A 24,785-nucleotide genomic window follows, 5' to 3' on the forward strand; every position below is an offset into this window, starting at 1 on the left:
TCAGGAGGTACCAAGATGAAGATCCTTTCCCGCCGGAACGACCCGGCGCGTGATGACGCGAACGGCGACGGCGTGGTCGACGACCGGGACCGGTCCGCCGACGAGACGGGCGCGGGCCAACCGGTCGCCACCGACCGGGACGCGGAGCGCACGACCTACCGCAGCGCGGCCACGGCCACCGAGGGCGAGCGCGCCCGGGAGGCCGAGACGGTGACCGACGGCGAGCGCACCGCCGCCTCCCCGGCGGCGGAGAGCGAGCCGGACGACCACGCGCGGCGGCGTGCCGCCGAACGGGGTGCCGCGGCCCGCGCGGTCACCGGCCGCCGCCCGGACGTCGACACCCCCACCCCGGGAACGGTCGGGGAGACCTCGGCCGCGACGCCGGTGACCGCTCCGACCGCCGACCGCGCCCTCGACGTGGACCGGGACGGCCAGCCCGGCCGCACGGTGGACGTGGACCGGGACGGCCGGCCCGACCGCACGGTGGACGTGGACCGGGACGGCCGGCCCGACCGCACGGTGGACGTGGACCGGGACGGCCGCGCCGACGGCGTCGACGTGGACGGCGACGGCAGGCCGGATCGCCCGGAGCCGTACACCACCAAGCGTCCCCGGGCGAGCCTGCTCGCCACGCTCGGTCTGATCGTGTCCGTGGCCGGTGCGCTGTTCGTGCTCTCCGGCACGTTGGCGGGCTACGGCATCGGGGTCGGCGCGTTCGGTGCGGTGCTGGCGGTGCTCGGCCTGATCGCCACCCGCCGCCGCCACGTGGCGGGCAAGACCGACGCGCTGATCGGCATCACGGTCGGCCTGGCCGCCGTGGTGCTCGGCATCGTGGCGATGACCGGACAGTTCGACTGGCCGACCGCGGACGGCGACTGGGTGGGCCGGTTCCGCGAGTGGCTTGACTCACAGTTTGCCGACCGCTTCTGACGGGCACTGTTCGGACTGCCGGCGGTGCCGGCGGTCCGAACTTCTCCGGTGGTTCACCGGCCGGACAACACCTCTTTCGGGGGCGGCGGTTCGCCGCCCCCGAAGTGTTTTCAACCCGCCGGCCGACGTGCACGGCCACTCGGAGCGGCGCACAGCGACCGACCACGACGGAGCGCCAGCCCTCACGCAACGATCGGTCGTCGGTGACCATTTCCACGCAACGATCCCCCGTCGAACGCAACTTCCCACGGTGGATGTCGTCTACCCGGGCCGCATAACGTTGGACCACGGCGCCAGCCCGCGGGCCGACGGTGGCCGGGCGCGCCCGACCCTGGGAGCACGACATGACGATGGACGCCATCCGCCAGCGCTTTCTGATGTGCCGGCCGACGTACTTCGCCGTCGACTACGCGATCAACCCGTGGATGGACCCGACCGCCCCGGTCGACGCCGACCTGGCCGTCCGGCAGTGGGAACGGCTGCGGCGGACCTACCTCGACCTGGGCCACGAGGTCGAGCTGATCGAACCGGTCGCCGGCCTGCCGGACATGGTCTTCGCGGCCAACGGCGGCACGGTGATCGGCGACCGGGCGATGGCGGTGCAGTTCCGCGACCCGCAGCGCGCCGACGAGGCGCCCGCGTACCGGGCCTGGTTCGAGGCGGCCGGCTTCGAGGTGTACGACCCGAAGCACGTCAACGAGGGCGAGGGCGACGTCCTGCTGGTCGGTGACCACCTGCTCGCCGGCACCGGGTTCCGCACCGCGCACGCCTCGCACGCGCAACTCCAGGAGACCTTCGGCTATCCCGTGGTCACCATGCAGCTCGTGGACCCCCGCTTCTACCACCTGGACACCGCGCTGACCGTCCTCGACGAGCGGACCGTGGCGTACCTGCCGGAGGCATTCTCCCCGGGCAGCCGGGCGGTGCTGCGCCGGCTGTTCCCGGACGCGATCCACGCCGCCATGGCCGACGCCGAGGTGCTGGGGTTGAACGCGGTCAGCGACGGCCGGCACGTGGTGCTGCCCGCGCAGGCCACCGATCTGGCCGAGAAGCTGCGCGACCGGGGTTACGAGACCATCGGGATCGACCTGTCCGAGCTGCGCAAGGCCGGCGGCGGACCGAAGTGCTGCACGTTGCGGCTCCGTCAGGGAAAGGCGAGCAAGTGATCATCGACGACATGCTGCGGACTCCGTCCGCCGTCCGGGACGCGGAGCGTCACACGGCGCACAACTACCACCCGCTGCCGGTGGTGATCTCGTCGGCCGAGGGCGCCTGGGTGACCGACGTGGACGGTCGCCGCTACCTGGACTGCCTGGCCGGCTACTCGGCGTTGAACTTCGGCCACCGCCACCCCAAGCTGATCGAGGCGGCGCACGCGCAGCTCGACCGGCTCACGTTGACCAGCCGGGCGTTCGTGCACGACCAGTTCGCCGACTTCTGCAAGGAACTCGCCGCGCTCTGCGGCAAGGACCTGGTGCTGCCGATGAACACCGGCGCGGAGGCGGTGGAAACCGGCATCAAGGTCGCCCGCAAGTGGGGCTACCAGGTCAAGGGCGTCACGCCGGGTCAGGCCACCATCGTGGTGGCGGAGGGCAACTTCCACGGGCGCACCACCACCATCGTCAGCTTCTCCACCGACTCCGACGCGCGCGCCGACTTCGGGCCGTACACGCCGGGCTTCACCGTGGTCCCCTACGGCGACCTGGCCGCGCTGACCGAGGCGATCGACGAGAACACGGTGGCCGTGCTGCTGGAGCCGATCCAGGGCGAGCAGGGCGTGGTGGTGCCGCCGGAGGGCTACCTGGCCGGCGTGCGTCGGGTCTGCACCGAGCGCAACGTGTTGTTCGTCGCCGACGAGATCCAGTCCGGGCTGGGCCGCACCGGCGCCACGTTCGCCTGCGAGCAGGACGGCGTCGAGCCCGACATGTACCTGTTGGGCAAGGCGCTCGGCGGCGGCATCGTGCCGGTGTCGGCGGTCGCCGCGAACCGGGACGTGCTGGGCGTGCTCCAGCCGGGCCAGCACGGCTCGACGTTCGGCGGCAACCCGCTGGCCTGCGCGGTCGCCACCGAGGTGGTGCGCCTGCTCGCCACCGGTGAGTTCCAGCGGCGCTCCGCCGAGCTGGGCGAGCGGCTGCACGCCGGCCTGCGCGAACTGATCGGCCGGGGCCTGGTGGCGGTACGTGGCCGTGGGCTGTGGGTCGGGTTGGACATCGACCCGGCGTTGATGACCGGCCGGCAGGCGTGCGAGCGGCTGATGGAGCGGGGTGTGCTGGCCAAGGACACCCACGGCTCGACCATCCGGCTGGCCCCGCCGCTGGTGATCACCGAAAACGAGATCGACCACGCAGTGGCGCAGCTCGCCGCCGTGCTGGCCGGCTGAGGCCGTACCCGAAAAGGCGCCGGGACCACGACGGTCCCGGCGCCTTCGCGTGTGCCGGTCAGGGACGCGGTAGCCGCATCGCCATGGTCGGGGCCTCGGCCATCACCGAGTTCGGGGTGTACGTGGCGTCGCTGCTCAGCTCGGCGGCGCGCCCCACGTGCACGCCCGGGTACAGCTCGATCAGGTCACCCTCGGCGAGCACCCGGGACTGCTGCGGCGCCAGCTTGACCCGCTCGGGCTCGGCCATCGAACCGCCCGGCCGTACGCCGGAGCCGTTGGTGCTGGTGTCGGTGACCACCACCTCGCCGACCCGCAGTTCGAGGCGGATGTGGCTGCGGCTGATCCAGCGTCGGGCCTCGTCGTTGAGCCACTGGCCCAGCGTCACCCCGCCCGGGACGTCGGGCGCGCGCCCGACGGACACCGGCTCGGTCTCGGTGAGCAGGAACCGCTTGCGCACCAGCCCGCCGATCCGCACCGCGAGCACCTCGGTACGCGGGCGCGGCCCCGCGTCGGAGAGCCGCGCGCCGTGCCGGGGGCAGGTCGGCGCACCGGTGCGCAACGTGGGGGGCGGCTGCTCCGACGGGCCGCGGTCCGCGCCGGCCAGGTCGGCGAACGCCCCGCCTCCCCCGCCGCCGCCGAACAGCGCGCAACCGGACTCGGGGCAGTGCCACTGCCGGGAGAGCAGCTTCATCCCGACCGGGGAACGGTTGCCGCCGACCGGGTTCTGGCCGCCGCCGACGTGCGCGATGAAGACCGGCCCGCCGGCGCCCGGCACCGGGGCCAGCACCCGCCCGGCCTGCCCGACCCACGGGTAGCGGCCGACGAGCCCGTCCAGCCGGGCCCGGGTGAGCACCGGCAGGCCGAGCAGGTCCGCCACCTCCAGCATCCGGTCGCCGGGCTGGTCGAGCACCTCGACCAGGCCGTCGTCGGCCCAGCGGCGCACCACCATCCGCTCGTTTGAGGTCAGGTCGGCGTCGGACAGCAGCGCCCGGTGCACGATCGCGTAGACCGGGACGCTGTCCTCCCCGATCTGCCGGGCCAGCGCGTCGATCACCATGCCCAACCGCAGCAGGTTGGCCGGCCGACCGCCGTCCAGGTTCTGCCAACGAATCACCTCGGCCAGGTCGACCACCGCCCGGGCCAGTGCCGGGTCCGTGCTGACCCGCCCCTCGATGGCGTCAAGCACCTTGCTGATCTCGAATCTCATGCCGCGCTCCGCACGATGTCGTCGCTTGCCCGGTCAGGGCCGTCCGCCCCGCCGCGCCGCGCGCCCCCCCCCGGGGGGCGGGGTTCCGGCGCCGCGGGCCGCCCCCAACCGCTCGAACCGGGCGAGGACCTGCGCGGACAGCGACGCGGTCACCAGATCGGACCGGTAGGTGAGGTGCACCCGGAGCGTGTCGCCGGGGATGACCGTCAGGTCGAGGGTGTAGTGGGTGGCGTCCCGGGCCTCGATGTCGCGCACCTGCGGGCCGGCGGACGCTGCCCCGCCACCGCCCAGGCTGCGCGCCTCCGGGTAGTTCTCCACGACCGTGGCGGTGTCGAACAGGTCGCCGTGCCCGGCGAGCCGCTGGATCTCGGCCAGGCCGAGGTGCTGGTGCGGCATGAGCGCGGACTGCTCGTCCTGCACCCGGCGTACCAGGTCGTCGAGGGGCTCGGCGGGGCGCAGCCGGACCCGCGCCGGCAGGGTGTTGATGAACAGGCCGACCATCGAGTCGACGCCGGGGAGCTCGGCGGGGCGACCGGAGACGGTCGTGCCGAAGACCAGGTCGTGCCGGCCGGTCGTCCGGGCCAGCAGCACCGCCCAGCCGGCCTGGACCGCGCTGTTCAGCGTGACCCCGAGCCCACGCAGCCGGTCGGTCAACGCGGCCGTGCGCTCCGGCGACAGGACCAGGGCCACCGTGCTCGTCACGGGCGGGCGTCGCCGGGCGTCGTCGTCGGGTTCGAGGTGCAGCGGGCCGTCGAGCCCCGCCAGGGCCGCCCGCCAGGCCGTCCGGGCGGCGGCCCGGTCCTGTCCGGCCAGCCAGGCGAGGTAGTCCCGGTACGGGGGCACCGGCGGCAACGCGGCGGCGTCGCCGCCACTGGCGTACAGGGCGAGCAGTTCCCGCAGCAGGACGGGGGTGGACCAGCCGTCGAGCAGCAGGTGGTGGTTGGTGATGACCAGGCGGCTGCGCGCGCCCGGCAGCCGGGCCACGGTGGCGCGCAGCAGGGGTGGGCGGGCCAGGTCGAAAGGGTCGGCCAGGTCGTCGAGGGCGAGGCGGCCGGCGGCGGCCCGCGCGTCGTCCGGCGCGAGGTGACGCAGGTCCACCTCGCGCGTCGGCACGTCGGCCACGGCGGTGAGCACCTGGACCGGTTGGGCCAGCCCGGCGGGCACGGCGGCCCGCAGGTTGGCGTGCCGGCGCAGCAGCGCGGCGAAGGCCGGGCGCAGGGCCACCGCGTCGATCTCGCCGTCGAGTTCCAGGACGAGCTGCACGCGGTACACGTCGGCCTGGTCGTGGTATTCGGCGTGGAAGACCAACCCCTCCTGGAGCGGGGCGAGCGGCAGCACGTCGGCGAGGCCCGGGTAGTCGGCGTCGAGCCGGTCCACCTCGTCCTGGCCGAGCGCGACGAGCGGGAAGTCGCTCGGCGTGTGACCTGCCCCGTCCGCCTCGGCGATCCGGTCCAGGGCACGCACCCAGGCCGCGGCGAGTTCACGCAGGTCGGCCTCGTCCACCAGGGCCGGCGCCCACGTCCACGTCGCCACCAGCCGCGGCCCGTCCGGACCGTCGACGGTGAGGGCGTCCAGTTCCACCGGACGGGCCAGGGGCAGCGTGTCGTCGGCACCCAGCGCGAGCACGTCGGCGCCCGGATCGGGGGCCCACGCCGCGCCGGACCCGCCACCGCCGAACCGGCCGAGGTAGTTGTAGCCGAGTTCGGCCGGCGGCAGCCCGACCAGCGGCGCGGCCCGTTCCGGGCCGAGGTGGCGGAGCATCCCGTAACCGAGGCCGTCGCCCGGTGTCCGCCGCAACTGTTCCTTGACCCGTTTGAGGGCGGCGGCGCTGCCAAGAGCCGCCGGACCGGGATCGAGCCGGACCGGGTACACCGCGGTGAACCAGCCGACGGTGCGGGACAGGTCGAGGCCGGCGTCGAGGTCGTTACGGCCGTGGCTCTCCCGTTCGACGAGCACCGGTCCGGCCGGCCGGCCCCGGTGCCGGCGCACCTCGGCGGCGGCCAGCGCCAGCGCGGTGAGCAGCACGTCGTCGACGGTGCCGTGGTAGGCCGCCGGCAGCCTGGTCAGCACGGCGGTGGTGAGTTCGGTGTCCAGCGTGACGCTGTGCCGCCGGGCGGTGCCGAAGGTGTCCCGACCGGGCACCACCGGCCCGGCCGCGAGGACGGCCGGCACGGGCTCGGCCGTCGCCGCCCAGAACGGCAGCTCCGCGCGCAGCCCCGCCGAGTCGGCCAGTTCGGCGAGTCGGGTCGCCCAGCGGCGGTACGAGGTGGCGACCGGCGCCAGCTCGACGGCCGGGACGGTCACGGCCTGTTCGAGGTCGGTCAGGAGCACCCGCCACGACACCCCGTCGACGACGAGGTGGTGCGCGACCAGCAGCAGGCGGCCGTCGGCGGCACCGGCGTCGAACCAGACCGCGACCAGCATCCGGCCCGCGTCCGGCGCCAGCCGCGCCCGGGCCGCCTCGGCCTCGGCCGTCATCACCGCGCGCAGTCGCGTCGGGTCCAGGCCGGCGACGTCGACCCGGCGACAGGCCGGCGGGACGCTCTCCGGCGCCGGCGGGACGTCCAGCAGCCAGCCCTCCGGGGCGCGGACCAGGCGGGCGCGCAACGCGTCGTGCCTGTCGACGACGGCCTGGAGGCCGGCGTTGAGCGCGGACACCGTCAGGCCGGCCGGGGTGGTGACCACAGTCGACTGGCAGTACCTGTCGATGTCCCCGGTCATCCCGGCCAGCCACCGCAACATCGGCGTGGGGGGCACCGGTCCACATCCGGTGTCGTCCGGCTCGACCGGTTCCGGCGTCGTGTCGACCGTGGCGGCCAGGGCCGCGGGCGTCTTGTGCTGGAAGACCGACTGGGTGGCCAGCCGGAGCCCGGCCGCCCGCGCCTGTCCGACCAGGTGCAGCGCGGAGATGCTGTCCCCGCCGAGGTCGAAGAAGTCGTCGTCCGGGCCGACCCGCGGCACGGCCAGCACCTTGGCGAAGATCTCGCAGAGGGCGGCCTCCTGCGGCGTCCGCGCGGACTGCGTCGACGCCGGTCCGCGTACCGGTGTCGGCAGTGCCCGGTGGTCGACCTTGCCGTTCGGCGTCAACGGCAGTTCGTCGAGCACGACGACGGCCGTCGGCACCATGTACCGGGGCAGCCGCCCGGCCAGTTCGCGTTCCACCTCGACCGGCCCCGCCACCCCGGTCACGTATGCCACGAGCTGGTTGTCCCGGAGCACCGCGACGGCCTGGTCCACTCCGGGCACCTGGCCGGCGGCGGCCTCCACCTCGCCGAGTTCGATCCGCAGGCCGCGCAGCTTCACCTGCCCGTCGGCGCGCCCGATGAACTCCACCTGCCCCTGGGCGTTCCACTTAACCAGGTCGCCGGTGCGGTACATCCGGGCGCCGGGCGGGCCGAACGGGCACGCGACGAACCGTTGCGCGGTCAGCGCGGGACGGGCGAGGTAGCCGCGGGCCACACCGCGACCGGCGACGTAGAGTTCGCCGACGACGCCGACGGGCACCGGCCGTAGCCACTCGTCGAGCACGAACACCATCGCGTTGGGCACCGGCCGGCCGATCGGTGCGAACGTCGAGGACACCGGCGTGACGCAGTCCCAGGCGGTCGCGTCGACGGTGGCCTCGGTCGGGCCGTACGCGTTGATCATGCGTCGTCCCGGTGCCGACCAGCGCTCGACAAGCGCGGCCGGGCACGCCTGGGCGCCCACCACCAGCACCCGCACGCCGGGCATCGCCCCCTCGGGGACCGTGGCGAGCACCGGCGGTGAGAGCTGGAGGTGCGTCACCCCGCACGCGGAGATCCATCGGGCCAGGTCCGGTCCGACCGGCACGGCGTCGGGCGGCGGTACGACAAGGGTGGCGCCCGCGCCGAGGGTGGCGAAGACCTCCGAGACGGCGACGTCGAAGCTCAGCGCCGCCAGTTGCGCCACCCTGGCACCGGGGCCGAGGTCGAAGCGGCTGATGTGCCCGGCGACGAGGTTCACCGCCGCGGACCGGGTGCAGACCACGGCCTTGGGCAGGCCGGTGGACCCGGAGGTGTAGAGGACGTAGGCGGCCTGGTCGGGCCGGGTGCTCGGCTCGGGGCCGGCGTCTCCGGTCGACGCCGGCCCGCCCACGGTCACCGTGGCGTCCACGACGATCCGGGGCAGGTGGTCCGCAAGCCCGGTGGGCGCCGACCCGTCCGTCAGCAGCGCCACCGGGCGGGCGTCGTCGACCATCAGGGCCAGCCGCGCCGGTGGCAGGTCCAGGTCGACCGGGAGGAACGCCGCTCCGGATCGTGCCACGGCGAGCAGGGCGAGCACGGCGGCGGCGGAGCGGGGCAGCGCCACGGCCACCACCCGCTCCGGCTGCGCGCCGCCGGCCCGCAGCGCGTCCGCCAGCCGCTCGGCCCGCTCCATCAGCTCGCGGTAGGTCAGTGTGGCGTCCGCCGCCGCCACGGCCACCTGCCCGGGATAGCGCTGCGCGGCGGCGCGGACCAGCTCCGCGAGGCCGTCGGCGGCGTCGTCGGCGACCGGACCGCGACCCCACGAGACGGTACGCGCCAGCTCCTCGTCGTCGACGAGCGGAAGCCGCGACAGGGCGGTCGCCGGGTCCGCCACGGCCGCCGTGAGCAGCCGCACGTACCGGTCGGTGAGCCCGCGTGCGGTGTCGGCGTCGAACAGGTCGGTGCGGTACACCAGGCAGCAGTCCACGTCGGACAGCTCGAGGGCCAGGTCCTCCACGGCGGTGCCGTTGTGGAACGGCTCGTTCCCCGAGTCGGGCACGTAGTTGAAGGCGAGCTGGCAGAGCGGGGCCAGGCCGGGGGAACGCTCGGGCGCGAGCGCGTCCACCAGGGTCTGGAACGGCGTCTGCCGGTCGTCCATCGCGTCGAGCATGGTGTCCCGGACCAGTTCGACCAGTTCACCGAACGACGGGTCGTCGGCCGTCCGGACGCGGACGACAAGCGTGTTGACGAACATGCCGATGAGCGGCGCCAGTTCGGGCAGGTCGCGGCCGGAGCTGGGCACGCCGACCACGATGTCCGACTGACCCGACTGGCGACGCAGCAGCCCGACGAAGGCCGCGAGCAGCACCATGAACGGGGTCGCCGCATGTGCGCGGGCCACCGCCCGAACCTCGGCGGGCAGGCCCGGGGGCAGCTCCCGGCGGATCCGGTCACCGGAGTGGACCCATCCGGCGGCACGCGGCCGGTCGGTGGGGAGCGAGTGCACGGTCGGCATCCCGTCGAGGCGGTCGCGCCAGCGCTCCAGGGCCGCCTGTTGGGCCGGCCCGGCGAGCTCGCCACGCTGCCACGCGGCGTAGTCGGCGTACTGGATCGGCAGCTGCGGCAGACGCGCCGGCCGGCCCTCGATCCTGGCCCGGCACAGCTCGGTGATCTCGTCCCGCAGCAGCACGTAGGACGCGGCGTCGAAGATCGCGTGGTGGATGCTGAGGACCAGCGACCACTGCGCGTCGCCGACGCGCGCCAGCAGCGCCCGCCACAGGGGCGTCTGGTCCGGGGCGATCGCGTCGCGGCTGTACGCGCGCATCGACTCGTTGACTCGGCGGGCGGCGTCGACCGCGGGCAGCTCGCGCAGGTCGACGCGGGGCAGCGGGTAGGAGATCCGCTCGCGCACGATCTGCTGCGCCCGCCCGGCGTCGTCCGCGACCAGCGCGGTTCGCAGCGCCTCGTGGCGCTCGACGACCTCGCGGAACACCGCCTCCAGGTCGTCCGCCTCCAGCGGGCAGTCGAACAGGTTGACCGAGAACGTGAGCTGGTAGACGGGCAGTCCGCCCGCGTACCGGCTGGCCAGCCAGACCCGCTCCTGGTCGAGGGACGCGGGAAATGACCACTGCGTCATGCCGTCGCCGGACCCGTGCCGGCAACTCCAATATGGAGCCCTTGCGGCACGGTGAGTGACATTGCTATCTCCTTGAGAGGGTGCGAGGAGTTACGCCGGAGCCGTCGGGCCGGTCGGTCGGCGGCCACGTCGGACACCGGCGGACGGCGCCGACGGCGGGCACGCGGGCAGATGTTTCCATGCGCCCGGCGCGAGGGCAACACCTGGTCAGACCGATCTGTCGGGCCATCGGTGCCGATCGAAGTCCCGATTATGGTGCGTGGGAAACCCACCTACCGTTCCGGGCGCGGTTGCCGTAACCTCGCCGCACATGGTGTCGCCAAAAGTGACCATCGTCTTTCCGCCTGCCGCCGACCCCTCCCTTCCCTACGCTGCGTTACCGCTCCTCGGGGCGATCCTGCGTCGTGGTGGATACCGGGACTGCTCCCTGCGGGACGTCAATCTCGAAGCCTTCGACGCGTTGTTGCGGCCGGACGTGCTCCGCGAGGCCGCCCGGTCCGCGGGTGCCTCCATCCAGATGGGACCGGCGACCGTCGACGAGGTCGTCGCGGACATCGACGAGGCCAGGCGGGCACTCCGCGACCCGGTCGACTTCTACGACCCGGCGAAGCTGATGCACGCCAAACGGATATTCCACCTGGCCGGGGAGGTCCTCACCGCCGGCCATCCCCAGCTCACCTTCGGCAAGTACTCCTACTCGGCCGCCACCTACGACTCCTTCGAGGAGGTCGAGCAGGCGGTCCAGCTCGACGCCGGCCCTCTCGCCGAATACTTCCGTACGGTCACGGTGCCGTCCCTACTGGCCGACAAGCCGGACGTCATCGGGTTCTCGGTGCCCTACTTCTCGCAGCTGATCGTGATGTTCATGCTGTCCGAGGCGATCCGGGAACAGGACCCGACGGTGCACATCACCTGCGGCGGCCCGGTGGTCACCTGGGGCAAGGAGGTCCTCACCGCGGACCCGAGGTTCGCACGCTGGCTGGACTCCTTCTTCGTGGGCGAGGCGGACGAGACGTTCCTCCAGTTCGTCGAGGCGCTCGACGGCAAGCGCGAGATCACGAGCGTGCCGAACCTCGTGCGCTACGTCGACGGCGAGGTCGTGAGCCAGATCGACCCGCGCTACCAGCTCAACCTCGACTGGTCCCCCGCGCCCGACTACACGATGATGCCGATGGACCGCTACTTCGCGCCGAAGCGGATGATCTGCATGGTCCCGACGCGCGGCTGCTACTTCAACAAGTGCGCGTTCTGCAACTATGCCTTCATCAAGATCACGCCCTATCGGATGCGCTCGGCCAAGGCGATCGCCGCCGACATCAGGGCGGTACAGGAGGCCACCGGCGAGGACGTCTTCTGTTTCGAGTCCGACGTGATCCTGCCGCGTCACCTCCGGGAGATCGCGGAGGCGATCCTGGCGGAGGGCCTCGACATCAAGTGGCACGCGGTGGCCCGGTTCGAGAAGGGCTTCTCCGACGAACTCTTCGCGCTGATGCGCAAGGCCGGCTGCGTCCGGATCTACATGGGGTTGGAGAGCGCGAACGACCGCGTGCTCAAGGCCATGGTGAAGGGCACGGACTCGCGGCGGATGACGCAGATCCTGGAGATGTGCCACCGCGCCGGCATCGCCGTCGAGGTGGGCGTGTTCAGCGACTTCCCGTCCGAGACGGTGGACGAGGCGATGGACACCTACCGCTTCGTCCGCGACCATCGGCACGTCATCACCCGGGCCGACGTGGGCACCTTCCGTCTGCTCAAGGGCGCGCCCATCGCCGACAACCCCGACCTCTTCCAGATCACCGTGCAGGACGACCCGGCCAAGCGCTGGTACCACCTGGACTACGTCGACTCGACACCACGCGAGTACCCCGACGGCGCGAGCCCGATCCAACGAATCCAACAGCTCTACCCCGAGGTCGCGCTCATCGACGTGCCGGAGGACATCCTCTACACCGCCGCCGGAGCGCCCGGGCGGTTCCGCGACTTCTTCGGCGCGGAGATCGAGTCCGCGGCCCTGACGTCCGTCTCGGACGAATCCGTCCTGGCGATGTCACCGGACTGCGAGATCCAACGGCTGCACATCACCAACTCCGGCGCGGTGCGCTTCGACGACGGCGCGTTCTCGATGTTCGAGAAGTCGCGGATGACCATCACCCTCGCCCTGGACCGGTCCCGGAAGGCGGTCTACCCCCTCAACGAGATCGAGGACCGGATGCTGACCCTGATCGGCGAGCGGAAGGTCACCGTCGAGGACGTACTCGCGGAGGTGGGCCGCTCCGTCCAGCCCGCGGCCGACCCGGACGGACCGCAGCCGGACCCGGACGGACCGCTGCAGGACCTGGGCCCCCAGGTCCTGCAGCGGCTCGTCGGCCGGGGCCTGGTCGAGGTCGTCTGACCGGCTCGGCGCCACACCGAACGGTCAGTAGCGCACGGCGATCCGACGTGCGACCGCGTCGACCCGGATCTCACCGCCGTACGGGATGACCACCTGCGGGTCGGTGTGGCCCAGGTCGACGTCGAAGACCACCACCGGGTCGTCGGCGTACGGCCCGATCGCCGAGAGAATCGCCTCCCGCTGGTCGGCGGCCCAGGCCAGCCGCTCCGCGACGGAACACGGCCGGGCGAAGTCCCACGCCTTGGGGCGGCCGACCACGATCGCCGGGACGGCGGCGAGCAGGCCGCGCTCGCCCATGTTCCGCACCATCCGGAAGACCTCCTGTGCGGGCGGCAGCTCGTTGGAGGTCTCCAGCACCAGCACCGTCCCGGCCAGGTCGGCGGCCGACGGCACCCGGTCGACCGCCATCAGCCAGTGCACGATCTCCAGGCAGCCGCCCCAGGTGCGGCCCCGCACCACCCGCGCCGGCCCGTGCCAGCGCCAGCCCTCGGACGGGTACATCGGCGGCTCGTCGGCAAGCGTGGCCGGGTCCTGCCAGTCGAGCGGCTCGTCCCCCCACTCGGTGGCCGGGGTCAGGTCGTACCAGTCGGAGGTGAACAGCGCGGCGCGCAGCGAGTCGAAGGTGAGCGGGTGCGGCCTGCCGGAGCGGCCGAGGTGCACCAGCACCGAGCCGCCGTGGTAGGCGACGATGCCCAGCCGGTAGAGGTGGTTGAGCACGTTCGTGTTGTCCGAGTACCCGAAGTACGGCTTCGGGTTGGCCCGCAGTACGTCGTCGTCGAGGAACGGGGTGACCGTGATCAGGTCGTCGCCGCCGACGACCGCCAGGACGGCGGTGACGCTCGGGTCGGCGAACGCGGCGGTCAGGTCGCGGGCCCGCTCGCGCGGGTCGGCCCCGGTCGCGCGGGTGGTCGGATACTCCACCGGTTCCAGACCGAACTCCTCGCGCAGCCGGCGCAGGCCCAGTTCGTACACGTGCGGGAACAGGCCGGCCAGGCCGGCGGAGGGTGAGACGACCGCGACCCGGTCTCCCGGGCGGGGTTTCGGTGGATAGTTCAGCGTCATGATCGGACGCTACCGGGTCGATCAACCAGGTTTCTCCGGTCGTGAACTGGCCGACGGTACCTAGCCTGGAACGGAGATCGACGCCCTCCGGCTACCGGGAGTCCCATGAACACTCCGGCCGGGCCGGCACCCCGTCCTGGGGATGCGGCCCTCCCGACGACCGCCACACGCATCCCCGAGGACCAGCCCTACGTGGTCCGCCCGCACATCCCGAAACGCGGGCTGGCCTCCGTGGTGGTCCTGGTGGTCGCCGTTTCCCCATTCGTTTGGGCCTACGTCTCGATCCTCAACTGGATGGGCCGGGAGGCCGCCCTCGAGTACGACGACTACCGAGACCTCTTCGACCTGGTCGCCTGTCCGCTGATCCTGGTCGGCACCCCGCTGGGCTGTCAGCTCTGGCTGACCCGCTCCCTGGGCCCGGTGCTGGCGCTCGGCCCGGCCGGGCTCTGGATCCGTACCCGGCCCACCCAGGGCGAGGCGATCCTGCTGGCGTGGGAGGACATCGCACGCATCACCCGCCGGCGCCGGTGGAACGGGGAGAAGGTGCTGGTGGTCACGCCAGGTGACCCACAGTTGTGCCAGCGGCTCGGAATACTCACACCTGTGGACGGCAGGGCACGGCGGTCGCTGCGCCATGCCGGGCTGACCGCCACGCTCACCTTCGCCGACCGGCCGGAGGCCGAGATCCTGACGACGCTCGGCCACCACCACGCGGCTGCCGGACCGCCCGGCAGGCCGGGCGCCCGGCCTGTCGAAACGTGAGCAGGGGACCCTTCCCATACCGCAGGCGATTGCAAGGGTCCCCTGCTAACCGACCGGGCACGCGGATACGATCCAGGGAGTCGGACAGCGCTGTCCTTCGTCCTCGCGTAAGGAGCGCACCCGTGACCGACCCGCACGACCACGACGGCCCCGACGCCGCTCTCCGGGCCGACATCCGCCGCCTCGGCACCCTGCTCGGGCAGACCCTGGCCCGTCAGGAGGGTCGGCCGCTGCTCGACCTGGTCGAGGAGATCCGCGCCCAGGTCCGCTCCGACGTGCCGGCCGCCGCCCAGCGCCTCGCCGGGCTCGACGTCACCACCGGCACGAAACTCGCCCGTGCCTTCTCCACCTACTTCCACCTGGCCAACATCACCGAGCAGGTGCACCGCGCACGGGACCTGCGCCGCCGCCGGGCCACCCACGGTGGCTGGCTGGACCAGGCGGCCAAGATGATCGCCGAGCGGGGCGTGCCGGCCGAGGAGATCGCCGCCGCGGCCCGGCGGCTGGCCGTCCGCCCGGTCTTCACCGCCCACCCCACCGAGGCGGCCCGCCGGTCCATCCTGTCCAAGCTGCGCGCGGTCGCCGACGAGCTGGACACCGAGACCGCCAACGCCATCCTCTACGGCGCCAGCGACGAGGGGCCGGCCAACCGCCGCCTCGCCGAACTGCTCGACCTGATGTGGCAGACCGACGAGCTGCGGCTGGACCGGCCGGACCCGACCGACGAGGCGCGCAACGCCATCTACTACCTGCGTGACCTGTACGCCGAGGCGGCCCCGCAGGTCCTCGACGACCTCGCCGACACGCTGCGCAGCCTCGGCGTGGAGACCTCGCCGACATCGCGCCCGCTGACGTTCGGCACCTGGATCGGCGGTGACCGCGACGGCAACCCGTTCGTCACGCCGGTGGTCACCCGCGAGGTGTTGCGCATCCAGCACGAGCACGGCATCGCCGCCACCGAGAAGGCGATGGACGAGCTGATCACCGAGGTAAGCGTCTCCCGGCGGCTGCGCGCGGTGTCGCTGGACCTGTCCGCCAGCCTGGCCAAGGACCTGGACGCGTTGCCCGAGGTGGCGCCCCGGTTCCGCCGGGTCAACGCGGAGGAGCCGTACCGCCTCAAGGCGCGGTGCGTGAAGGCGAAGCTGGCCAACACCCGGCAGCGGCTGCGCGCCGGCACCCCGCACGTGCCGGGGCGCGACTACCGCGGGTCGACCGAGCTGATCGCCGACCTGGAGCTGCTGCGCGCGTCGCTGGCCCGCAACTCGGGTCAGCTCACCGCCGTGGGGCGGCTCGCCTCGACCATCCGTACGGTGTCCGCGTTCGGGCTGCACCTGGCCACCATGGACATCCGGGAGCACGCGGAGAAGCACCACGAGGTGCTGGCGCAGCTCTACGCAGCGGTGGGTGAGGTGTCCGACTATCCGTCGTTGAGCCGGCCGGAGCGCACCAAGCTGCTCGCCGAGGAGCTGACCGGCAGGCGGCCCCTCTCCACCCAGGACAGCCCGCTCAACGAGTCGGCCCGCAAGACGTTCGACGTGTTCGGGGCGGTCCGGGAGGCGCAGGACCGGTTCGGTCCCGAGGTCATCGAGTCGTACATCATCTCGATGACCCTCGGCGTGGACGACGTGCTGGCCGCGGTGGTGCTGGCCCGGGAGGCCGGCCTGGTCGACGTGCACTCCGGGCGCGCCCGGATCGGCATCGTGCCGCTGCTGGAGACCCCGGCCGAGCTGAACGCCGGCGGGGAACTGCTGGACGAGTTGCTGTCGCTGCCCGCCTACCGGGCGTTGGTGGCGGCGCGCGGCGACGTGCAGGAGGTGATGCTTGGCTACTCCGACTCCAACAAGGAGGCCGGCATCACCACCAGCCAGTGGTCCATCCACCGGGCCCAGCGGGCGCTGCGGGACGTGGCCGCGCGGCACGGCGTACACCTGCGGTTGTTCCACGGCCGGGGCGGCACGGTCGGTCGCGGCGGCGGGCCCACGCACGACGCGATCCTGGCCCAGCCCTACGGCACGCTCGACGGCGCGATCAAGGTGACCGAGCAGGGTGAGGTCATCTCGGACAAGTACACGCTGCCGGCGCTGGCCCGGGAGAACCTGGAACTGACCGTGGCGGCGGTGCTCCAGGCCACGCTGCTGCACACCGCGCCCCGGCAGCCCGCCGAGATGCTGGAACGCTGGGACGCCGCGATGGACGTGGTGTCGGAGTCGGCGTTCCGGTCCTACCGGTCGCTGGTGGAGGACCCGGACCTGCCGGCGTACTTCTGGGCGTCCACGCCCACCGAGCTGCTCGGCGCGTTGAACATCGGCTCCCGGCCGGCGAAGCGGCCGAACACCGGTGCCGGTCTGTCCGGCCTGCGTGCCATCCCGTGGGTGTTCGGCTGGACGCAGACCCGGCAGATCGTGCCGGGCTGGTTCGGTGTCGGGTCCGGGCTGGCCGCCGCGCGGGCGGCAGGGTTGGCCGACGTGCTCGCCGAGATGAACCGGAACTGGCACTTCTTCCGCACGTTCCTGTCGAACGTCGAGATGATGCTGACCAAGACCGACCTGACCATCGCCCGCCGGTACGTGGAGACCCTGGTCCCGAAGCCGCTGCACCCGATCTTCGCCAAGATCGAGGAGGAGTACGAGCTGACCAAGCAGGAGGTGCTGGCGGTCACCGCCGCGCCGGCCCTGCTGGAGAACTCGCCTGTGCTCCAGCGCACGCTCGCCGTGCGCGACACCTACCTGGAGCCGTTGCACCACCTGCAGGTGGCGTTGCTGCGGCAGTACCGCGAGTCCGGTGCCGCCGGGCGTGCGGTGGCGACCGCGCCGGGCGGGCGGCGCGCCCCGAACGACGGCACGGCGTTGGAGCGGGCGTTGCTGACCACCGTCAACGGCATCGCCGCCGGCATGCGCAACACCGGCTGAGGTGTAAGGAAGGGCCCCCTGTTAACGCCTGCGGTAGAGGAGGGGGCCCTTCTTAACACCCGGGCCGGGACGCGCGGCCCGCCTACCAGTCGCCGCCGCCGAAATCGCCGCCGCCGAAGTCACCGAAGCCGCCGCCGAAGTCACCGCCGCCGAACTCCCCACCGGCGAAGTCACCGCCCTGGCCGCCGGCGTCCCCACCGATGTCACCGCCCTGGTCGCCGATGTCGCCGCCCTGGTCGCCGGCGTCCTGGCCGTCACCGAAGCCCTCCTGGTAACCGGCGCCGTAACCGGGGTCGCCGAACCCGGGCGAGAACAGCGCGTCGGCGATCAGCATGCCGCCGAGCACCCCGGCGCCCGCGCCGAGCGCGGTCTTCCACCACGGCGTGGAGTACCACCCGGCGGGCACCGGCCGACCCTGCAACCGCCCACCGGGGTAGTAGTAGGGCGTGGCGTTGCCGGGCTGCGGCCCGGCCCGGAACGTCTGCCCCTGCACGTCGACCTCGCGCTCCTTGGTGAGCGCGCCGGCACCCTGGGCGGCGGCCAGCGGCGGCAGCTCCGGCCCCGGGTCGATGCCCATCGCGGTGCGCGCCGCCCGGATGTACGCCAACCCTTCCAGCGCGGTCTCCCGGGCCAGCGCGAACTGGCGCGGGGTGCTCGCCTGCTCCAGTTGCGAGCCGGCCGCGTTGTAGCGCTCACCGGCGTCGGCGAGCGCCTGCCGGACCGCCGGGGCGTCGCCGTGCAGGTTCATCAGCTGGCCGCCGAGCCGCTCGTACCAGCGCTGCGCCTCGGCGCGGGCGTCGGCCAACTCGTGGGACCGCCGGGACCTGCTTCCCCACCGCCACCACACCAGCGCACCTCCGAGCAGCACGATCAGGAACAGCCACAACGCGAACTCCATGACTCGAACGTACCCACCGGGCGCTCGTCGTACCCGTTTGGCAAGCTCTTGGCCATGAGCTTTGCGACGCTGGCCGTGGTGGTGCTCTGCCTTGCCGCGGGCGGCGCGGTGGGTTGGCTCGCCGCCCGCGCCCGCTTCGCGGCGCAGGTGGCCCGGCTGGAGGCGACGCTGGCCGCCGCCCAGGCCGGTGAGGGGCGGTTGGAGCAGTCCATGCGGGCGCTCGGCTACGAGGCGACCGCGCAGTCCCAGGAGGCGGTGGCCCGCGCGGTCGCGCCGCTGCACGACACGCTGCGCCGCTACGAGCAGCGGGTGGCCGATCTGGAACGGGACCGCGTCGACGCGTACGCCGAGCTGCGCGAGCAGGTCCGCGCCATGAGCACGGTCTCCGGCGAGCTGCGCACCGAGACGAAGCAGCTGGTCGCCGCGCTGCGCGCCCCCCAGGTGCGCGGTCGCTGGGGGGAGCACCAGCTCCGGCGGATCGTCGAGGCCGCCGGCCTGCTGGAGCACTGCGACTTCAACGAGCAGGTCACCGCCGCGACCGAACACCAGGGGGTACGCCCCGACCTGGTGGTCCGGCTGCACGGCGGGCGGACGGTGGTGGTGGACGCGAAGGCGCCGTTCGACGCCTACCTGACCGCGATGGAGGCCCGCGACGAGCGGGGCCGCGACAGCCACCTCGACGCGCACGCCCGGCACCTGCGGGCGCACGTGGACAACCTGGCGGCCAAGTCCTACTGGTCGGCGTTCGACCAGACCCCCGAGTTCGTGGTGCTGTTCGTGCCGGCCGACCCGTTCCTGGACGTGGCGTTGCAGCGCGACCCGACGCTGCTGGAGCACGGTTTCGCCCGCAACGTGGTGCTGGCCACCCCGGCGACGCTCGTGGCGCTGCTGCGCACGGTGGCCTACTCGTGGCGGCAGGAGGCGTTGGCCCGCAACGCGGCGACCGTCCACTCGCTGGCCCGCGAACTGTACGGGCGGCTGTCCACGCTGGGCGACCACGTCGGCAAGGTGGGCAGTTCGCTGAGCGGCGCGGTGACGGCGTACAACCGCGCGGTGGGTTCGTTGGAGTCGCGGGTGCTGGTGAGCGCGCGGAAGCTGGCCGAACTCGGCGTCTCCGACGACGAGTTGGCCGCTCCGGCGCAGGTGGAGCTGGCGCCGCGGCAGCCGCAGGCACCGGAGTTGCTGGGCACGCCGTCCACATCGACCGAACGGTCGGCCGGCATCGACCAATAGCACGTTACGGGTGGTGACGAGGGTGGATCTTGTCACGGAGTGGTCACAAACGCCCCCGCGATAGTGACACGAACCGTCATGACGCAGAGGATCACCGTCACACGTGCCCTGTCTTGTGAAGGGCCCTGTTCTCTGGAGGAAGAGAACGTGAGTCAACCCCGCAACCGGAGCCGGCGCCCCTCGGCCGCGCTCCTCGCCTCGGTCCTCGCGGCCGGCGCCCTGACCGTCGGGGGTGGCGCCGGCACCGCGAGCGCGGCCCCCGCCCCCCAACCGTCGCAGCCGACCGCCGCCAAGGCGCTGGGCGCGCACGACGCCAAGCTGCTCGACGAGGCGGAGGCGAAGAACGCGCCGACCGTCACGATGATCATCGCGGCCAAGAAGGGCTCGGCCAAGAAGGTCGTCGACGGGCTGGCAGGGCTCGGCGCCACCGTCAGCCAGCGGTACGACCAGATCGGCTACGTGCTGGCGAAGGTCCCCACCGCGAAGGCGCTCAAGGCGGCCACGCTGCCCGGTGTGGCCGCGGTCGACCTGGACGAGACCATCAAGCTCCCCGACCCGGCTCCCGAGGCGGCCCCGAAGGGCGCGAAGAGCGCCGCCCAGGCCCAGGCGCCGGCCGGGCCGGGTGCCGGCACCGGCGCGGTGAACCCGTACATGCCGACCCACGAGACCGGCGCGGAGGCCTTCAAGGCCGCGAACCCGCAGTGGGACGGCCGCGGTGTCACCATCGGCATCATGGACTCCGGTGTGGACCTGGACCAGCCGGCGTTGCAGAAGACCACCACCGGCGAGCGCAAGATCGTCGACTGGGTCACCGCCACCGACCCGCTCGAGGACCAGTCCTGGCGGCCGATGCTCACCGAGGTCACCGGCCCGACGTTCACCACGTCGCTGGGGACCTGGACGGCACCGGCCGGCAGCTACCGGTTCAACGTGTTCCGCGAGAACATCACCGCGGAGAGCGACGCCCGCGGTGACCTCAACCGCGACGGGGACACCACCGACTTCTGGGGTGTGCTCTACAACCCCGCCACCGGTGACATCCGCGTCGACGCGAACCAGAACAACGACTTCACCGACGACGAGGTGACGCGGCCGTACAAGGAGAAGTTCCAGGTCGGCCACTTCGGCACGGACAACCCGGCCACCGCCGTGCGGGAGCAGATCCCGTTCGTGGTCGAGTTCCGTCGCAACGTGAACACCACCCCGGCCGGTGGCCCCGGTCTGGTCGACTACGTCAACATCGGCATCGTCGAGAGCACCCACGGCACCCACGTCGCCGGCATCACCGCCGCCAACGACATGCTGGGCAACAGCGCCTTCGACGGCGCCGCCCCGGGTGCCAAGCTGGTCTCCGCCCGGGCCTGCTCCTGGGGTGGCGGCTGCACCGCCGCGGCGCTCACCACCGGCATGGCCGACCTGGTGATCAACCGCAGGGTCGACGTGGTGAACATGTCGATCGGCGGCCTGCCGGCGCTCAACGACGGCTCGAACGCCCGCGCGGTCCTCTACAACGACCTGATCAACACCTACGGCGTGCAGCTGTTCATCTCGGCCGGCAACTCCGGCCCGGGCATGAACACCGTCGGCGACCCGTCGGTCGCCACCGACGTGGTCAGCGTCGCGGCGAGCATCAGCAAGGACACCTGGCTGGCCAACTACGGCTCGGTGGTCCGCAAGAACAACGCGTTGTTCAACTTCTCCTCGCGCGGCCCGCGTGAGGACGGCGGCTTCAAGCCGAACATCGCCGCCCCGGGCTCGGCCATCTCCACCGCGCCGACCTGGCAGCCGGGCAACCCGGTGCCGGAGGCGGGCTACCCGCTGCCCCCGGGCTACCAGATGCTCAACGGCACCTCGATGGCGGCCCCGCAGGCCACCGGCGCCGCCGCGCTGCTGCTGTCGGCCGCCAAGGCGACCGGCAAGGGTGTCACCCCGGCCGCGCTGCGCCGGGCCGTCTACACCTCGGCCAAGCCGATCGCGGACGTCCCGACGTACGCGCAGGGCTACGGCATGTTCAACGTGCCGGCCGCGTGGAGCCTGCTCGCCAAGGGTGTCCAGGCCCGCACCTACACCTCCGAGGCCGCGGTCTGCACCGAGCTGTCGCCGAACCTGACCCGCTACGACCGGGCGTCCGGCACGTTCCTGCCGACCCCGAACGTCGGCACCGGCATCTACAACCGCTGCGCCGCCGACCGTGGTGGCCAGAAGGCCAAGGAGAGCCGCTACTACGAGGTGAAGGTGACCCGGACCAGCGGCCCGAACAAGGGCGTCAAGCACGAGGTCGCCTTCCGCGGCAACGACGGCACCTACAGCGCCCCCAAGGTCCTCTGGCTGCCGCTGAACAAGACGGTCACCGTCAAGGTGAAGGCCAAGCCGATGACCGCCGGCGCGCACAGCGCCATCATGACCGTCGACGACCCGACCACCAATGTGGTCGACTTCGAGGTCTCCACCGTGGTGGTCGCCTCGAACGCGGTGGCCGCTCCGGCGTACTCCTTCTCGGCCGAGGGTTCGGTCGAGCGGAACAACTTCCGGTCGTACTTCGTGACCGTGCCGCAGGGTGCGGGCGCGCTGCAGGTCAACCTGTCCGGCATCGCGACCGGCTCGCAGACCCGCTTCATCGCCATCAACCCGTACGGCGTGCCGGTCGAGAGCACCGCCAGCACCGCCTGCTTCACCAACTTCTCCGACGCGGCGGTCTGCAAACCGCAGGAGCGGGACTACCAGAACCCGATCCCGGGCGTCTGGGAGATCGAGGTGGAGGCGCGTCGCACCTCGCCGGCGCTGGACAACCCGTTCCAGCTCCAGGCCCGCGTGCAGGGCGTCAAGGTGGAGCCGGCCGTGGTCCAGCTCCCGTCGGTCACCGCCGGCACCCCGGCCCCGGTGAGCTGGAAGCTGACCAACACGTTCGGCCCGGTCCAGGTGACCGGTGTGGGTGGTCCGCTGGCGAGCGTCCGCACCGAGCGGCCGAGCATCACCGAGGGCGCCAGCCAGGAATACCTGGTGGAGGTGCCCGCGGGTGCCACCTCGTTCACCGCGCGGATCGGCAACCCGTCCGACCTGAGCGCCGACCTGGACCTGACGGTCTTCCGCGGCACGACCCGGGTGGGCCAGTCGGCCGACGGTGACTCGGAGGAGGCGGTCACCCTGGCCAACCCGGTGCCCGGCACCTACCGCGTGGTGATCGACGGTTACTCGATGAGCGACCCGAGCACCGCGTACGACTACCGGGACTCGTTCGCGTCCCCGGCGCTGGGTTCGCTCGCCGCGCCGGCCACCCCGCTGTCCCTGGCCAACGGCGCCACCGCCACCCTCACGGGTTCGGTGACCGCCCTGGCCACCCCGGCCGCCGGCCGGGAGCTGTACGGCGACATGGCCGTCACCACCACCGAGGGCGCGGTGGTCGGCCGCGGTTCGGTGGAGGTCCTCGCGGTCAACTGATCCACAGGTACGACGGAGCCCCGCCCCCCATCTCGGGGGGCGGGGCTTCCGCTTTGGGTCAGGCGGGCCGGGCGGACTCGACCACGAACGGCGTGCCCTGCTGGCAGGTGGTCATCATGCCGGGCTCGGGACGGCCGGTGACCTCCACCCGGGCACCCGCCTTGAGCACGTCGCGCGGGCCACCGACCAGCAGGTGGCCGTCGATGAGCAGGCAGTTCGGCTCGACGCCGGCCTGGACGGTGCCGCTGATGACGGTGCCGCCGACACCGGGGGGCGTCGACGGACCGCCCTTCCAGGTGGGATTCGGGCGGCTCGGGCGGGCGCCGGGGTCGGGTTGGCTGGTCATCGGGGCAGCTCCCGTCGCGCTGGTGCTCGGGCTGGTGCTCGGGCTCGTGCTCGGGCTGGGGCTGGCGGGCCCGTCGGCCGGGCCGGCGCAGGCGCTCAGCGCGGCCCCGGCGAGCAGTGCGACGAGCGCCGTCCGAGAGATCTTCATGGTCGGTTGGACGCGACGCATGACGGATTCGTTCCCGGTCACCCGCGGGCCGCCACGGCGGCCTTCATGTCGCGCTTGAGTTCCTGCGGCAACGAGAAGGTCAGCCGCTCGTCGGCGGTGGTGATCTCCTCGACGTCGGCGAAGCCGCGTTCGGCGAGGCGGGCGAGCACCTGCTGGACCAGCTCGTCCGGCACGCTCGCGCCGGAGGTCACCCCGACCGTGCGGGCGCCGGTCAGCCAGGCGTCGTCGATCTCGTGGGCGAAGTCGACCAGGTGCCCGGCGCGCGCGCCGGCATCGAGCGCCACCTCGACCAGCCGCACCGAGTTGGAGGAGTTGCGCGAGCCTACGACGATCACCACGTCGCACTCGGGGGCGATCTCCTTGACCACGTGCTGGCGGTTGGAGGTGGCGTAGCAGATGTCGTCGCTGGGGGGCGACTGGAGCAGTGGCAGCCGCTGCTTGAGCCGGGCCACGGTCTCCAGCGTCTCGTCCACCGACAGCGTGGTCTGGGACAGCCAGACCACCTTCTCCGGGTCGCGCACGGTGACCTGGTCGACGCTGTCCGGGCCGTCGACCAGCTGGATGTGGGCCGGGGCCTCACCGGCGGTGCCGATGACCTCCTCGTGCCCCTCGTGGCCGATCAGCAGGATGTCGTAGTCCTGCGCGGCGAACCGGCGGGCCTCGTGGTGCACCTTCGTGACCAGCGGGCAGGTGGCGTCGATCGCGCGCAGCGAGCGCTCCCTGGCCTGCTCGTAGACCTCCGGGGCGACGCCGTGTGCGGAGAAGATGACGGTGGCGCCCTCCGGCACCTCCTCGTTCTCCTCCACGAAGATCGCACCCTGGGCCTCCAGCGTGTGCACCACGTGCTTGTTGTGCACGATCTGCTTGCGGACGTAGATCGGCGCGCCGTAGAGCTTCAGCGCCTCCTCGACGGTCTGCACCGCCCGGTCCACGCCCGCGCAGTAGCCGCGGGGATTGGCCAGGAGCACGCGCTTGCCGGTCCGGGGAGTCTCAGCCTCAGTCACCCACCCATGGTACGTGCCCCTCTCCCACGCGGCAGCGACCGCGAGGCGGAGGCCGGCTGGGCCGGGCTGTCGGCGCCGGCCCGTAGGGTGGGCGGGTGAGCACGGGTGAGGCAGCGCGGGGCACGTCCGAGGGGCGGAGCACGTCCGAGGGGCGGAGCACGTCCGAGGGGCGGAGCACGTCCGAGGGGCGGAGCACGTCCGAGGGGCGGAGCACG

General features: G+C 72.7%; 14 protein-coding genes. 8 read left to right on the plus strand and 6 right to left on the minus strand.

The features are described 5' to 3' along the window. Nucleotides 1–15: 15 nt before the first annotated feature. The 3 genes from ACLQ2X_RS05190 to rocD all read left to right on the plus strand — a co-directional run bounded on the left by ACLQ2X_RS05190 (nt 16) and on the right by rocD (nt 3,310). A complete protein-coding gene (locus tag ACLQ2X_RS05190) occupies nt 16–930 on the plus strand; it encodes a thrombospondin (RefSeq protein ID WP_425679775.1) in 915 nt (304 codons plus the stop codon). A gap of 350 nt (nt 931–1,280) precedes the next feature. Further along, on the plus strand, nt 1,281–2,096 hold the full coding sequence (ddaH, locus tag ACLQ2X_RS05195; RefSeq protein ID WP_425680014.1) for a dimethylargininase: 816 nt from the start codon (nt 1,281–1,283) through the stop codon (nt 2,094–2,096). Beyond that, on the plus strand, nt 2,096–3,310 hold the full coding sequence (gene rocD, locus ACLQ2X_RS05200) for an ornithine--oxo-acid transaminase (protein ID WP_425680015.1): 1,215 nt from the start codon (nt 2,096–2,098) through the stop codon (nt 3,308–3,310). Before ddaH ends, rocD begins: the two co-directional genes overlap by 1 nt. 58 nt (nt 3,311–3,368) lie before the next feature. Here rocD and ACLQ2X_RS05205 read toward each other — a convergent pair whose 3' ends face one another. Together ACLQ2X_RS05205 and ACLQ2X_RS05210 are read right to left on the minus strand one after the other, a co-directional pair. Further along, nucleotides 3,369–4,517 carry an FHA domain-containing protein gene (locus ACLQ2X_RS05205; protein WP_425679776.1) on the minus strand — a complete coding sequence of 383 codons (1,149 nt, stop codon included), beginning with the start codon at nt 4,515–4,517 and terminating at the stop codon, nt 3,369–3,371. A 33-nt stretch (nt 4,518–4,550) separates the two neighbouring features. After that, nucleotides 4,551–10,358: an amino acid adenylation domain-containing protein gene (locus ACLQ2X_RS05210; protein ID WP_425679777.1), complete on the minus strand. Its 5,808-nt coding sequence runs from the start codon at nt 10,356–10,358 to the stop codon at nt 4,551–4,553. Nucleotides 10,359–10,668: 310 nt separating this feature from the next. On the opposite strand from ACLQ2X_RS05210, the gene ACLQ2X_RS05215 reads away from it, so the two are divergent. Beyond that, nucleotides 10,669–12,750, plus strand: coding sequence for a B12-binding domain-containing radical SAM protein (locus ACLQ2X_RS05215; protein WP_425679778.1), 2,082 nt, complete (start codon nt 10,669–10,671; stop codon nt 12,748–12,750). A gap of 24 nt (nt 12,751–12,774) precedes the next feature. Here ACLQ2X_RS05215 and ACLQ2X_RS05220 read toward each other — a convergent pair whose 3' ends face one another. Next, nucleotides 12,775–13,812, minus strand: coding sequence for a S66 family peptidase (locus ACLQ2X_RS05220; RefSeq protein WP_425679779.1), 1,038 nt, complete (start codon nt 13,810–13,812; stop codon nt 12,775–12,777). Between the two features lie 192 nt (nt 13,813–14,004). Between ACLQ2X_RS05220 and ACLQ2X_RS05225 the strand changes: the two genes are divergently transcribed. Next, nucleotides 14,005–14,574 (plus strand): hypothetical protein, encoded by a 570-nt coding sequence (locus tag ACLQ2X_RS05225; protein WP_425679780.1) that lies wholly within the window; start codon nt 14,005–14,007, stop codon nt 14,572–14,574. A gap of 122 nt (nt 14,575–14,696) precedes the next feature. Beyond that, a complete protein-coding gene (ppc, locus tag ACLQ2X_RS05230; RefSeq protein ID WP_425679781.1) occupies nt 14,697–17,483 on the plus strand; it encodes a phosphoenolpyruvate carboxylase in 2,787 nt (928 codons plus the stop codon). Nucleotides 17,484–17,565: 82 nt separating this feature from the next. Here ppc and ACLQ2X_RS05235 read toward each other — a convergent pair whose 3' ends face one another. Beyond that, complete coding sequence (locus ACLQ2X_RS05235; RefSeq protein ID WP_425679782.1) at nt 17,566–18,381, minus strand: hypothetical protein; 816 nt, start codon at nt 18,379–18,381, stop codon at nt 17,566–17,568. Between the two features lie 54 nt (nt 18,382–18,435). On the opposite strand from ACLQ2X_RS05235, the gene ACLQ2X_RS05240 reads away from it, so the two are divergent. Both ACLQ2X_RS05240 and ACLQ2X_RS05245 read left to right on the plus strand, forming a co-directional pair. Further along, complete coding sequence (locus ACLQ2X_RS05240) at nt 18,436–19,614, plus strand: DNA recombination protein RmuC (RefSeq protein WP_425679783.1); 1,179 nt, start codon at nt 18,436–18,438, stop codon at nt 19,612–19,614. A gap of 147 nt (nt 19,615–19,761) precedes the next feature. Continuing rightward, a complete protein-coding gene (locus ACLQ2X_RS05245) occupies nt 19,762–23,052 on the plus strand; it encodes a S8 family serine peptidase (RefSeq protein ID WP_425679784.1) in 3,291 nt (1,096 codons plus the stop codon). A gap of 58 nt (nt 23,053–23,110) precedes the next feature. On the opposite strand, the gene ACLQ2X_RS05250 is transcribed toward ACLQ2X_RS05245, so the two are convergent. Next, entirely contained in the window at nt 23,111–23,545 is a 435-nt protein-coding gene (locus ACLQ2X_RS05250; RefSeq protein ID WP_425680016.1) for a hypothetical protein, read from the minus strand. Nucleotides 23,546–23,583: 38 nt separating this feature from the next. Further along, on the minus strand, nt 23,584–24,570 hold the full coding sequence (locus ACLQ2X_RS05255) for a 4-hydroxy-3-methylbut-2-enyl diphosphate reductase (RefSeq protein ID WP_425679785.1): 987 nt from the start codon (nt 24,568–24,570) through the stop codon (nt 23,584–23,586). Nucleotides 24,571–24,785: the final 215 nt, after the last annotated feature.

Origin of the sequence: Micromonospora sp. DT31 (genome assembly GCF_049841795.1) — a bacterium.
In the GTDB taxonomy this organism is placed as follows: Bacteria; Actinomycetota; Actinomycetes; order Mycobacteriales; family Micromonosporaceae; genus Micromonospora.

Excerpts from the sequence above, each read along its gene's own strand:
- ACLQ2X_RS05190 (WP_425679775.1), top strand. The coding sequence starts at position 16 with ATGAAGATCCTTTCCCGCCGGAACGACCCGGCGCGTGATGACGCGAAC.
- ddaH (WP_425680014.1), top strand. The coding sequence starts at position 1,281 with ATGGACGCCATCCGCCAGCGCTTTCTGATGTGCCGGCCGACGTACTTC.
- ACLQ2X_RS05205 (WP_425679776.1), bottom strand. The coding sequence starts at position 4,517 with ATGAGATTCGAGATCAGCAAGGTGCTTGACGCCATCGAGGGGCGGGTC.
- ACLQ2X_RS05210 (WP_425679777.1), bottom strand. The coding sequence starts at position 10,358 with ATGACGCAGTGGTCATTTCCCGCGTCCCTCGACCAGGAGCGGGTCTGG.
- ACLQ2X_RS05215 (WP_425679778.1), top strand. The coding sequence starts at position 10,669 with ATGGTGTCGCCAAAAGTGACCATCGTCTTTCCGCCTGCCGCCGACCCC.
- ACLQ2X_RS05220 (WP_425679779.1), bottom strand. The coding sequence starts at position 13,812 with ATGACGCTGAACTATCCACCGAAACCCCGCCCGGGAGACCGGGTCGCG.
- ACLQ2X_RS05235 (WP_425679782.1), bottom strand. The coding sequence starts at position 18,381 with ATGGAGTTCGCGTTGTGGCTGTTCCTGATCGTGCTGCTCGGAGGTGCG.
- ACLQ2X_RS05240 (WP_425679783.1), top strand. The coding sequence starts at position 18,436 with ATGAGCTTTGCGACGCTGGCCGTGGTGGTGCTCTGCCTTGCCGCGGGC.
- ACLQ2X_RS05250 (WP_425680016.1), bottom strand. The coding sequence starts at position 23,545 with ATGAAGATCTCTCGGACGGCGCTCGTCGCACTGCTCGCCGGGGCCGCG.